General features: G+C 68.8%; 10 protein-coding genes and 1 pseudogene. 5 read left to right on the forward strand and 6 right to left on the reverse strand.

The window, feature by feature from the left end; genetic code table 11:
* Position 1: 1 nt before the first annotated feature.
* The 3 genes and pseudogenes from GXW71_RS14675 to GXW71_RS14685 all read right to left on the reverse strand — a co-directional run.
* A complete protein-coding gene (locus GXW71_RS14675; RefSeq protein WP_211853277.1) occupies positions 2-607 on the reverse strand; it encodes a hypothetical protein in 606 nt (201 codons plus the stop codon).
* Complete coding sequence (locus GXW71_RS14680) at positions 607-1,251, reverse strand: TerC family protein (RefSeq protein WP_211853278.1); 645 nt, start codon at positions 1,249-1,251, stop codon at positions 607-609. The genes GXW71_RS14675 and GXW71_RS14680 overlap by 1 nt, the downstream gene beginning before the upstream one ends.
* A 349-nt stretch (positions 1,252-1,600) precedes the next feature.
* Positions 1,601-2,200, reverse strand: a pseudogene (locus GXW71_RS14685) (TerC family protein); the annotation flags it as partial.
* A 185-nt stretch (positions 2,201-2,385) separates the two neighbouring features.
* On the opposite strand from GXW71_RS14685, the gene purB reads away from it, so the two are divergent.
* From purB to GXW71_RS14700, 3 genes are all read left to right on the forward strand, one after another.
* Positions 2,386-3,723: an adenylosuccinate lyase gene (purB, locus tag GXW71_RS14690; protein ID WP_211853280.1), complete on the forward strand. Its 1,338-nt coding sequence runs from the start codon at positions 2,386-2,388 to the stop codon at positions 3,721-3,723.
* 108 nt (positions 3,724-3,831) lie between these two features.
* Positions 3,832-4,104 (forward strand): hypothetical protein, encoded by a 273-nt coding sequence (locus GXW71_RS14695; protein ID WP_211853281.1) that lies wholly within the window; start codon positions 3,832-3,834, stop codon positions 4,102-4,104.
* A 387-nt stretch (positions 4,105-4,491) separates the two neighbouring features.
* Positions 4,492-5,223 (forward strand): NRDE family protein, encoded by a 732-nt coding sequence (locus tag GXW71_RS14700; RefSeq protein ID WP_211853282.1) that lies wholly within the window; start codon positions 4,492-4,494, stop codon positions 5,221-5,223.
* A gap of 9 nt (positions 5,224-5,232) precedes the next feature.
* Here the strand turns inward: GXW71_RS14700 and GXW71_RS14705 are convergent, their stop codons facing one another.
* The 3 genes from GXW71_RS14705 to GXW71_RS14715 form a co-directional block, all read right to left on the reverse strand.
* Positions 5,233-5,520, reverse strand: a complete 288-nt coding sequence (locus tag GXW71_RS14705; RefSeq protein WP_211853283.1) for a hypothetical protein — start codon at positions 5,518-5,520, stop codon at positions 5,233-5,235.
* Between the two features lie 176 nt (positions 5,521-5,696).
* Positions 5,697-6,389, reverse strand: coding sequence for an SCO family protein (locus GXW71_RS14710; protein ID WP_246526580.1), 693 nt, complete (start codon positions 6,387-6,389; stop codon positions 5,697-5,699).
* Positions 6,390-6,475: 86 nt separating this feature from the next.
* Entirely contained in the window at positions 6,476-7,537 is a 1,062-nt protein-coding gene (locus GXW71_RS14715) for a ribonucleotide-diphosphate reductase subunit beta (protein ID WP_211853284.1), read from the reverse strand.
* 316 nt (positions 7,538-7,853) lie between these two features.
* Between GXW71_RS14715 and GXW71_RS14720 the strand changes: the two genes are divergently transcribed.
* Together GXW71_RS14720 and GXW71_RS14725 are read left to right on the forward strand one after the other, a co-directional pair.
* Positions 7,854-10,004, forward strand: a complete 2,151-nt coding sequence (locus GXW71_RS14720; RefSeq protein WP_211853285.1) for a putative bifunctional diguanylate cyclase/phosphodiesterase — start codon at positions 7,854-7,856, stop codon at positions 10,002-10,004.
* Entirely contained in the window at positions 10,001-12,472 is a 2,472-nt protein-coding gene (locus GXW71_RS14725) for a hybrid sensor histidine kinase/response regulator (protein ID WP_211853286.1), read from the forward strand. The genes GXW71_RS14720 and GXW71_RS14725 overlap by 4 nt, the downstream gene beginning before the upstream one ends.
* The last annotated feature ends 87 nt before the right edge of the window (positions 12,473-12,559 follow it).

The following is a 12,559-nucleotide window of genomic DNA, read 5'->3' on the forward strand; positions in this document are numbered from 1 at the left end:
CCTAGCTGCCCTGGCTGGGCCGCCGCGCTGCGCGGGTGACGGCGACGGCGAAGGCACGGGCATCGGCCGGCGGCGGCTCGCGGGCCGCCATCGTCACCTGGCTCTGCACGAAGCGCCCGCCGCCGCCGCCCAGGCAGACCTGGCGCAGCACCGGGGCGGCGCCGCCGATGCCCTCCAGCAGCACGCAGTGCAGCCCGCGCCCGCCAGTCACCGGCAGCTCGAAGCGCTCGCGCTCCACCAGCCGGCGTCCGCCGCGCTGGGCGCCACTGCTCACCTCCGCGATGACGCGGGCAAATTCCTGGGTGACCTGGGGCGATGCGGGGTCGGACGGCACCGCGCCCCCTCCCCGGTCATAGAGGTAGACGGTCGCCACCGCGGCGCGGCTCGGCGCCTGGTAGTCCACGCCGGCACCGAAACCGGGCTGGCGCTGCTCGTACAGCGACACGCCCGCGCGCTGGAGGCCGGCGGCCTCGCCGGGCAGCCGGGCCACCGCCTCGTTCAGACTGGGTCGCCCGGCCGTGCTGCCGGGCGCCAGGGACTCGCCCTCATCGCTGGTGGCGCAGGCTGCCAGCGAGAGGGCCGCGATCAACGCTGCCGCTACCCGCATCAATGACCGGCGGGATGCGGCGCCGGCACGGGCAGACCGAGCGAAAGATGGGCGTTGGCTTGCAGGAGGCCCTCCCAGAAGAGTTCGATGCCGATATAGAAGATCAGCGCCACGCCGATATAGGCGATGATCTTGTAGCGTGTCAGCAGCCCCGCGAGGAAGTTGCCGAGCAGGCCCATCATCACGATCGAGATGGAGAGGCCCACCACCAGCAGCGTGAAGCTTTGCCGCGCCACGGCGGCTACCGCCAGCACGTTGTCCAGGCTCATGGACACATCGGCAATGACGATCTGCCACAGCGCCTGGCCCATGCTCTTTTCGGAAACCTCCGACGTCTCGCCGGCTTCCCCGTCGTCATGGCCGCCGGCGCGAAGCTCCCTGAAGAAGGTCCAGGCGATGTAGAGCAGGGCCGCGCCGCCCAGGATGTCCACCCACCAGAGCGCCAGCAGATAAGTCGCGAAGATCGAGAAGATGATGCGCAGCACCGCCGCGGCGATCACGCCGAACAGCACCGCGCGGCCGCGCTGATGCGCCGGAAGCCCGGCGGCGGCCAGACCGATCACCACCGCATTGTCCCCGGAGAGGACAATGTTCAACCACATGATCGTCAGAAGATCGGCCATGGAGGCCATCAAGGATTCCATCGGGAACTCCGTGCATCGGGCCAAGCGCCGCGCAGCACGGACGATGGACCTTTCCCCTAGATGCGACGGAAGCTAGGCGAGGCCCCTGAACCGGTGAAGCGTCAAAGGTGAACGATGACGGCCGCGTCCTACACGGCCGTCATGTTTCGTACATGCCAGCGCCCGGTCAGTGCTCTGCCTCGGCAGGGCGGCCGCGCTGGGCGTCCCGAACCAGCCCGGCCACCACGGTCACGAGCGCGGTGTAGATGACGAGCTGCGCCAGGGTCGCGCCCAGCCAGAGCCAGGATGGGAAGGCGCCAGGCACCGCCAGGAAGCCGAGCGGCACAGCCAGGAAGAAGTAGTTCTCCGACACCTGCTTGGTCACATCGACGGACCCGCTGATGATCATCTCGATCGCCACATAGAGGATGATCAGCAGGCCGACCCAGGCGATCCAGCGGTGCTTCGACAGCAGGTTGGCGATCAGCGTCGCCGCCACGCCCATCAGCACGACCGAGATCGCGAGGCCGATGATCAGGATATACGGATGGTCCTTGGCCGCGCCGGCAACGGCCAGCACGTTGTCGAGGCTCATGGACACGTCGGCGAGCAGGATCTGGGTCACCGCCTGGCGCAGCGTCTTGCGCGGCGCCGTCGCCTCCACAGCCTCCAGGTCCTCATGGCCGTCGCCATGCGCCGCCCCACGCAGCTCGCGGTACATCTTCCAGCAGACCCAGAGCAGCAGCAGGCCGCCCACGAGCAGCAGCCCCACGATCGCCAGCAACTGGGAGGTGACCAGCGCGAAGCCGATGCGCATGATCGTGGCAGCACCGATGCCCCAGAGGATCGCCTGCCGCCGCTGCTCCTTCGGCAGGCCGGCGGCGGCCATGCCGACGACGATCGCGTTGTCGCCCGCCAGCACGATGTCGATGAAGAGCACTTGCAGTAGTGGGAATACCCAATCGGGCATGATGGCGGATCCTCGATAGCGGCTTCGTCGCGCGGCATAAACACGAAGCAATCTTTTCGCAACCCTAAGCCGACCAGCGCGCATCCCTGGCACCGGCCCGGAGACTGTACCACGCCTTCGTGGCGGCCCTTGCTTTCGCCCGCCTTTGGCGCGACACCCCGGCCGAACCTCCCGGAGCCCGCGCCATGGTCCCGCGCTATTCCCGTCCGCAGATGGACGCCATCTGGTCGCCGGCCGAGCGCTTCCGCATCTGGTTCGAGATCGAGGCCCTCGCCGCCGAGGCGATGGCCGAGCTCGGCACCATCCCGGCCGAAGCCGCCCGCGCGATCCGCGAGAAGGGCGGCCCCCGGGCAGCCGCGATCGGCCCGGCCGAGGTCGAGGCGATCGACGCCATCGAACGCGTCACCCGCCACGACGTCATCGCCTTCCTGACCTTCATGGGCGAAGGCATCGGCCCGGAAGCGCGCTTCATGCACCAGGGCATGACCAGCTCCGACGTGCTGGACACCGCATTCGCGGTGCAGCTCACCCGCGCCGCCGACCTGTTGATCGGGGACATCGACGCGCTGCTGATCCAGCTCGAGCGCCGCGCCTTCGAGCACAAGCTGACGCCGACCATCGGCCGCAGCCACGGCATCCATGCCGAGCCCACGACGTTCGGCCTCAAGCTCGCCGGCCATTACGCGGAGTTCGTGCGCAACCGCACCCGGCTGGTCGCCGCGCGGGCCGAGATCGCGACCTGCGCCATCTCCGGCCCGGTCGGCACCCAGGCCTCCGTCGATCCGCGGGTCGAAGCCTTCGTCGCCGGCCATCTCGGCCTCGCGGTGGAGCCGGTCTCGACCCAGGTCATCCCGCGCGACCGGCATGCCGCCTTCTTCGCGACCCTCGGCATCGTCGCCTCCGGCATCGAGCGGCTGGCGACCGAGGTCCGCCACCTGCAGCGCAGCGAAGTGCGCGAGGCCGAGGAGTTCTTCCATCCGGGGCAGAAGGGCAGCAGCGCCATGCCCCACAAGCGCAACCCGGTGCTGAGCGAGAACCTGACCGGCCTCGCCCGCCTGGTGCGCGGCTATGTCACGCCGGCGATGGAAAATGTGGCGCTCTGGCACGAGCGCGACATCAGCCACTCCAGCGTCGAGCGAGTGATCGGCCCGGATGCCACCATCGCGCTCGACTTCGCCCTCGCCCGGCTGACCGGGATGATGGAGAAGCTGGTCATCTATCCGGAGCGGATGCAGGCCAATCTCGAGGCCCTCGGCGGCGTGGTCCACAGCCAGAAGGTGCTGCTGGCGCTGACCCAGGCCGGCATGAGCCGGGAGGCCGCCTATGCTGCGGTGCAGCGAGCCGCGATGGCGACCTGGACGGCGCTCGGCAGGCCCGAGGCGCGGGATTTCCGCACCAATCTGCTGGCGGATGCCGAGGTCACGGCACTGATGGATGCCGCCGCCCTCGACGCCGCGATGGATCCGGCGCGGGATTTCGTCAGCGTGGATGCCATCTTCACGCGGGTCTTCGGGCGCGCCTGAGTCGCCCACGGCTTCGTGACCAGCCGCCGCCGCGGCGCCACGTCGGTGCCCAGGTTTCGCCAAAGGACTCGGATTAACATGGCGTCATCCCCGAAGGAGGGTCACCTCATGTTCCGCTTCCTCTCGCTCCCGCGCCTGGGCGGCCTGCTCGGCCTCGGCGCCCTCGCCCTGGTCGGCACCGCGGTGGTGCCGAGCAGCGCGGAGGCTGACGGCTGGCGGCACCGCCACCACCATCGCCACTGGGGCGGCCCGCGCTACTACGGCCCGCCGCGGGCCTATTACGCGCCGCCGCCGCGCTACTACTATGCGCCGCCGCCGCGCGTGTATTATGCGCCGCCGCCGCGCGTGTATTACGCGCCGGCCCCCTACTGGCGCTACTAGACCCGGTCGAGCAGGTTCCGTTCGGGTGATTTCGCCCGGACGGAACCTTCTCCCGATCCTGCCCGCAACGACGAAGCAGGTCTTTGCGTCGTTCCGCGGCTAGAATACAGCGTGGCCGCCACGGTCATCCCCTCTCGCCGCGTTTGGGATCATCATCACCGTCCTGGTGATGGCGTTGCACCCCGCTCATCACGTCCTCGGATGACGAGGAAAGCTTCGTCAGCGAGTGGGCGCGCGGCAACCAGCGCCTGGTCCGACGGGATATCGAGCGCGCGCTGGGTGGATTGATCTGATCCTGCGGCAGGACGGCCCCGCCCTGGCCGCCGGTCGTCAGCCTCGGTTGCGCGGTGCAGGATGGCGCATCGCGGGATGAAGGCCTGACCATCCATGTGCACTGTCGTCATCCTGCGCCGCCCCGGCCACGCCTGGTCGCTGCTGCTCGCGGCCAATCGTGACGAGCGTCTGGACCGCGCCTGGGATCCGCCGGCGGCCCATTGGCCGAACCGGCGCGGCGTGGTCGGCGGCCGAGACGCCACGGCCGGCGGAACCTGGCAGGCGCTATCACCACGGGGCGTGGTGGCCGCGGTGCTGAATCGCCCCGGCAGCCTCGGCCCGGCTGCCGGCAAGCGGTCGCGCGGCGAATTGCCGCTGCTGGCCCTGGAAGCCGAATCCGCGGCGGCCGGGGCGGCACGTGTCGCCACCCTGGATGCCAGTGACTGGCGGCCGTTCAACCTCGTGATCGCCGATGCCGCCAGCGCCTGGTTCGTCCGGGGCACCGGCAGCGGGCGCGCCGAAGCCATGCCGCTGCCCGCAGGCATCAGCATGGTTACCGCGCATGACCCGAATGACCTCGGCAGCCCCCGCACCCGGCGTCACCTGCCGCGCTTCCGCGCAGTGCCGCCCCCAGTGCCGGAACGGGGCGACTGGGAGAGCTGGACGGCGTTGCTGCGCGACGGCAGCTACGACCCGGCAATCGGCCGCGCCGAAACGCTGGCGGTTCCGCCCACCAATGGCTTCGGTACGGTCTGCTCCTCCTTGCTGGCGCTTGGCGCCGGCGGGGAGCGTCAATGGCTCTTCGCCGCAGCCGCCGGGGCCGCCTTCACGCCGGTCGTCATCTAACGAACGGGATCAGCGCTCCTGCGCTTCCGGGTGCTTCAGCATCCAGAGGCGCTCATGCGCGGCGACCAGGCTCTCTATATTGCGGCGTCGGTTGGAATCCGGTGATACGACGCGGCGCGTGAGCATGGTCTCCAGAATACGCAGCAGATCCTCGGCGACCTCGTAGTCCGCCTGGTCACAGGCGTGGTGAAAGGCGATCAGGATCTTGTCCGACAAGCGTCTGGTATGGCGGGGCGCGAAGCTCCCGCCGCGCTCTTCGGCCACGACGCCGTCCCCGGCTACCTCGTCCTCAGCCATCCGTCACCTTTTCGGGGAATTCCCGTTCGCGATCAAGCCGTTGCGGTTCAGCCTGCGCACGCTTTCGCGCCCGCGGCCGATTCCGGCGTGGCATCATCGACGCTTCCGTCCAACAAAACCATACATTGCATCGCCCTGCCACGCGCCGCGATCGGCTTCACAACCGCCGGAGCAGGTCAGCCGGCCCTGCCTCCGAGCTGGCCGCGGATCGCCCTGGCCATGTCCTCCGGCGAAGTCTGGGGGCGGAACAGGCTGCGTACCCGCCCGTCGGGGCCGGTCAGGTAGATGAAGCTCGAATGGTCCATCAGGTAGTCGGTGGCATTGGCTGGCGTGACCTTGGCGTAGTAGACGCGGAAGGCTCGCGCCGCCTGCGCCACCTGCTCCGTCGTGCCGGTGAGCCCGACCAGGCGCGGATGGAAGCGCGCGACATAGTCCGCGAGCTGCTCCGGCCTGTCCCGGTCGGGGTCGATCGTGATGAAGATCGGCGTCACCCGGGCGGCATCCGCGCCGAGCAGGTCGACCGCCGCCGCCATGGCGCCAAGCTCGGTCGGGCAGACATCGGGGCAGAAGGTGAAGCCGAAATAGATCAGGCTGAAGCCGCCGGCATAGTCGCGCTCGGTCACCGCGCGCCCGCTCTGATCGGTCAATGCATAGGCGCCACCGAGGGCCATGCCCTGCGGCATCTGCACGCCGCCGGCGGAGGGTGCCGGCATATCGGCCCCGGCGATGCCGGCCAGCCGCCGCACGAAGGCCTCCGCCACGCCTTCGCCCGGCGCCCGCCCCATCCAGGCGAGCCCCCAAAGCCCCCCGAGCAGCACGAGGAGGGCGAGGGCGACATAGCGGACGATGCGCAGCATGGCCGGGGACATAGGCCGCCCCGCCGCACGCCGCAAGCACGCCTCAGGGGGCCGTCAGGCGCTGGGCGGCCTGCCGCCGCCCATGGCCATCCAACAGCTCAGTGCCGCTCCTGCCCCAGGATCTCGCCCTCCGGCTGCGGCGTGCCGAAGGTCTGATCGGCGAAGGCCTCTTCCCAGGTGCCGGCCGTGCTGGCCTTCGAATACTCGGTGGCGCGATTCTCGAAGAAGTTGGTGTGCTCCACCGCATTCAGCATCTCGTCGAGCCACGGCAGCGGATTCTTCTCGATATGATAGAGCGGCTGCAGGCCGAGCTGCTGCAACCGGCGATCGGCGATGAAGCGGATGTATTCCTTGGTCTGCCCCGCATCGAGGCCCTGCACGCCGCCCAATTCGAAGGCGAGGTCGATGAAAGCGTCCTCGTGGTCGACAATGGTCGCGCAGATCAGATAGAGGTCGCGCTTCAGCTCCTCCGTCCAGATCTCCGGGTTCTCCTGCACGAAGGTGCGGAACAGCCGGATGACGGAGAGGCAGTGCAGCGTCTCGTCGCGCACCGACCAGGACACGATCTGGCCCATGCCCTTCATTTTGTTGAAGCGTGGGAAATTCATCAGGATCGCGAAGGATGCAAAGAGCTGCAGCCCCTCGGTGAAGGCCCCGAAGGCAGCCAGCGTCTTCGCGATCTCGGTTTTGTTCTCAACCGAGAAGCCCTGCATGTAGTCGTACTTGTCCTTCATCTCTTTGTACTTAAGGAAGGCCGTATACTCGATCTCGGGCATGCCGATGGTGTCGAGCAGGTGCGAATAGGCCGCGATGTGGATGGTTTCGATGTTCGAAAAGGCGGACAGCATCATCAGCACTTCGGTCGGCTTGAAGACCTGGCTGTAATGCTTCATGTAACAGTTGTTCACCTCGACATCCGCCTGGGTGAAGAAGCGGAAGATCTGGGTGAGGAGGTTGCGCTCGCCGTCCGTGAGGTTCTTCTGCCAGTCCTTCACGTCATCGGCCATCGGCACCTCTTCCGGCAGCCAATGGACCCGCTGCTGGGTCAGCCAGGCGTCGTAAGCCCAAGGGTAACGGAAGGGCTTGTAGACAGGGTTCGCGGTCAGCAGATCGAAGCGGATGGGCAGCTCATCCTGCGGGGGGGTCATGCCGTCGGCCATGGGGGCGCCTTTCCTGCGACAGGGCCGCCCCTGCCAGGCGGAACCCTTCGAATCCGATGCCCGGATTATGCGATCGCTGCCGATGGCCCGCAAGGGCGACAGCCGCGAGCCTTACAATATCTAGTGGTTGAACTCGTCAGGAGACCACCATCTGTTGATCAGGAACCCTTTCAAGGCGAGATCTCGGGATCCGGGTGTGCCGCAGCGCACAGCGGCCAGCCGCACCGCGGCGAAACCATTGACAATTCAAGGCGGCGCTGCGGACAATCCCGCCGCCCGGACAGCACCGCGGCACCGCAGCGGGCAGGCCCAAGCCTTGGACGTCCACCCTCCATCCCTCCTGATCGTGGACGACCAGGACATCAACCGGCGTGTCTACGCCAAGCTCGCCGCCACGGTGGCGGAGGGCGTGCGCGTCACCGCCTTCGGGGACCCCGGCGCCGCCTTCGCCTGGCTCGAGGAAAACCAGCCCGACGTCATCATCACCGACTACCGCATGCCGGGCATGGACGGGGCTGAATTCACCCGCCGCGTCCGGGCCATGCCGCATGGCGCCGATGTGCCGATCGTCGTCATCACCGTCTACAACGACCGCCGCTTCCGGCTGGATGCGCTCGACGCCGGCGCCACGGATTTCCTGCTGAGCCCGGTCGATCATTCGGAGTTCGGCGCCCGGATCCGCAACCTCATCGCGCTGAACGCCCATCGCCAGATGCTGCGCCGCCAGGCGAGCGCGCTGCAGCGGGAGCTCGACGACAGCGAGCGTTCCCGCCAGCGCCTGCTGCACGACAGCCGCGAGGCGCTCGCCCAGGTCATCGACACCCTGCCCGCGCTGATCAGCGCGACCGGGCCTGACGGCCGCTGCGTCTTCGTCAATGCCAACCTCGCCGCCGCCCTCGGCCACGCGCCGGCCGACATCATCGGCCAGGATATGGCGGAGCTGCTCGGCGAACGCGGCGCCCGGTCCCGCGACGCCGATCGGATGGTGCTGGAACGCGGCGCCCCGCTGCCGAACTACGAAGAGGAATTCCCTGACCGGGACGGAAGGATGCGGGTCTTCCTGACCGCCAAGGCGCCGCTGCGCGACGCGGCGGGCGAGCTGGTGGCGGTGCTGACCTCCTCAGTCGACATCACCGAACGCAAGCTGGCCGAGACGCGGCTGCACCACCTCGCCCACCATGACAGCCTGACCGACCTGCCCAATCGGTTCTTCCTGACCGAGCGCCTGCCACGCGGCCGCCAGCACAGCCGGCGTGGCGACCAGCGCATGGCGCTGCACTTCCTCGATCTCGACCGCTTCAAGACCGTGAACGACGTCTTCGGCCACCATGTCGGCGACGGCGTGCTGCGCGCCATCGCCCGCCGGCTGCTCGGGCTGGTGCGGAGCGGCGACGTGGTCGCGCGCCTCGGCGGTGACGAATTCGCCGTGCTGCAGAACGGCGTCAGCTCCCCTGACGAAGCCGCGGCGCTGGCCGAGCGAATCGCCGAGGCAGTCTCCCGCCCCTTCCTGATCGAAGGGCGGGAGGTCGTGGTCGGCAGCTCGATCGGGATCGCGCTCTATCCGCGCGATGGCCTCTCCGCGGACGAGCTGCTGCGCCGCGGCGACCTCGCGATGTATCAGGCCAAGGCCGATGGTGGCGGCAGCTTCCGGTTCTTCGAGGCCGGCATGGACGCCAGTGCCCGCCGGCTGATGATCCTCGAGACCGATCTGCGCTCCGGCCTTGCCCGCAACGAATTCGTGCTGCTGTATCAGCCGCAGCTCTCGCTGCGCACCCGCCGGATCGTCGGCGTGGAGGCGCTGATCCGCTGGCAGCAGCCGGACGGCATCCTGCTCGAGCCCAAGGATTTCCTGCCGCTCGCCGAAGAAACCGGGCTGATCCGCCCGCTCGGCGCCTGGGTGCTGCAGGAGGCCTGCCGCCAGGCGGCGCAATGGAACATGCCGGGGTCCCCGCCGCTTCGGGTCGCGGTCAACATCTCGCCGCTCCAGCTCCGCGGCGCCGACCTCGTCCGCACGGTGCAGACGGTGCTCGCCGAAAGCGGCCTCGATCCCACCCGGCTCGACCTGGAGCTGACCGAGAGCGCCGTGATCCGCGATGCCGATGGCGTGGCGGAGACGCTCGCGCAGTTGCGCTCACTCGGCCTCCGGATCTCGATTGATGATTTCGGCACCGGCTATTCGGCGCTGTCCTATGTGCGGCGCCTGCCCGTCGACCGGCTGAAGATCGACCGCTCCTTCGTCGAAAACCTGCGCCCCGGCAGTGCCGATGCGGCGATCATCGGCGCCATCGTGGCGCTTGGCCACAACCTCCACCTCGAAGTCGCCGCCGAGGGCGTCGAGACCGAGGAGCAGGTGCGCGAACTCGCCGCCTGCGGCTGCGATGAGGTGCAAGGCTATCATGTCGGCCGTCCGATGAGCGCCGCGGCGCTGTCGGAGCTGGTGCTCGACATGGCCGCACCGGACGCATGAGCACCGCGGACACACCCGTTCCGATGCGGCGCCGGCTGTTGCGCGCCATTCTCGGTGGCCGCCCCGATACCGAGATGGAGATGGGCCTCAACCGCCTCGTCTTCTCGGCGATGATCGCCGCCTATGTCTTCCTGACGGACGCGACGTCCGACACCATCCGCATCCTCTCGGTGGTCTACGCGACGCTCGGCATCGCCATCTACCTGCATATCCGCGCGCTGCCGGGGAGCAATACCGCACGGCGCACGGTCGCGCTTTTCACCGACATCGGCATCCTGTCGCTGGCGTTGCATGACGGCGGCGAGGCGATGTCGCTGCTGTTCCCGCTCTATCTCTGGATCACGCTCGGCTTCGGCTTCCGCTACGGCCTCGGCTGGCTCTATGCCGCCATGACGATGTCGGCCGGCTGCTTCGCGGCCGTCATGCTCACCACCCCCTTCTGGTACGGTCAGACGCATCTCTCGGCCGGGTTGCTGATCGGCCTCGTGGTCGTGCCTGCCTATGCCGGCACGCTGATCCGCAAGCTTTCCTCAGCCACGCGCCTCGCCGAGGCGGCGAACCGCGCCAAGAGCGTCTTTCTCGCCGGCGTCAGCCATGAGCTGCGCACCCCGCTCAACGCCATCATCGGCATGGGTGCGATGCTGCGCACCACCCGCCTCGACCAGGAGCAGCGCGAGATGGCGCGCACCGTGGACGGGGCCGCGCGATCGCTGCTGTCGCTGATCGAAGGCGTCCTCGATTTCTCCCGCGTCGAATCCGGTGCCACTGCCACCCGGATCGAACGTGTGGAGCTGCCGCACCTGCTGAGCGAGGCGGAGCGCCTGCTCTCCGGCCAGGCCCAGGAGAAGGGGCTGGAACTGTCCTTCCACATCACGCCCCGGGTGCCGCTGGCGATCGAATCCGATCCGCGCCACCTGATGGCGATCCTGCTCAACCTCGCCGGCAACGGCCTGAAGTTCACCGAGGCCGGTGGCGTCGTCATCGCCTTCGATGCGGAACCGCTGACCGATGAAGGGCGCCTGCTGCTGCGTTGCGAGGTGTCCGACACCGGCATCGGCATCCCGACCGAAGCCCAGACACGCATCTTCGAGAGCTTCACCCAGGCCGATCCCACCATCCTGCACCGCTATGGCGGCACCGGCCTCGGCCTCTCGATCTGCCGCCGCCTGATCACCGCCATGGACGGCATGATCGGCGTGCGCAGCCGGACCGGCGAGGGCAGCACCTTCTGGTTCACGCACACCGTCACCGCGTCGGACCCGCAGCCGGCAGTTCCCGGCAATGCCGCGCTGCTGCTGCTGCAACAGCCCGATGATCCCGCCGGGACGGCCTTGCAGGCCCGGCTTGTGGCCGCTGGCCATCGCGTACGGCCCTGCTCGACCGTCGAGGAGGCGGCCACCCTCTCCCGCCGCCTGATGCCGCAGGAAAGCCACGCATTGATCGTGCTCGGCCAGCGTCTTCCCGCGGGCATTCAGGCGACGGCCGGGTTGCCGGTGATCCTGGCGACGCCGGACGTGATGCCGGGGCTGCCGCCCCTCGCCCTTCGGCGCATCTGCCGCACGCGCCTGGCACCGGATGCCGATGACATCGCCTGGTCGCGCGCGCTCGGCGCGACCCTCGCCCCCGGGCAGCAGGAGGAAGCCGCGCGGCCGCTGCCGGTCAGCGCCATCTCCCGCGCCATCCTGGTGGCAGACGACAATCGCATGAATCGACGCGTGCTCAGCACCATTCTCGAACGCGCGGGCCATCGGGTGCTGCTGGCCAATGACGGCGAGCAGGCGCTCGACATGCTCGAGGCCGGCAGCATCGATCTTGCGATCCTGGACCTCAACATGCCGGTGATGGACGGGCTGGAGGTGGTCAAGCTGCACCGCTTCACCACGCTCGGGCGCCGGCAGTTGCCGATCATCGCGTTGACCGCCGATGCGACGCCGGAAGCGGAGGCCCGCTGCAGGGAGGGTGGCTTCGACGCCTTCCTGCTGAAGCCCGTGGAACCGCGCAAACTTCTGGAGACGATCGACAGTATGATGACCGAGGTGACATCGGAGCCGCGGCCGGCGGTTGCCGATATCAGCGAGCATCCGCGCTGGCGTCCAGGCAACAGCACGATGCCGGCGCTGGATCCCAGCGTCATCGAAAGCCTGGTGGCACTGGGCGGCGCCGATTTCGTGCAGGAACTGGCCCAGGATTTCCTCACCGACGCGGCGGCGCATCTGGCATCCATGGGCGGAGCAGCAGAAGCCGCCGACGTCGTCGCCTTCCGATCGGCGGCGCATGCCATACGCAGCATCGCTGCCAATCTCGGAGCGCGCGCGGTCGAGGATTGCTGCCAGCGCGCCGAGCGCCTGCAATCCCGCGAGTTCGGCTCCGGCGCTCCGGCGGCGGTGGCGCGTATCGGCGCCGAGATCGAACGCGTCCGCCGGGCGATTGCCGATGCCGGCACCTTGCCGGCACAGACCAGCGGCTGATCGCCCACCGCGGATCGCATCAGCGGAAAGCGTGAAGCGCGTGACCGGGTCTGGGCTCCGGCCTCCGAGGGGGCGCCCGGCGCGCCC

The organism is Plastoroseomonas hellenica, from assembly GCF_018129085.1.
Taxonomy (GTDB): Bacteria; Pseudomonadota; Alphaproteobacteria; order Acetobacterales; family Acetobacteraceae; genus Plastoroseomonas; species Plastoroseomonas hellenica.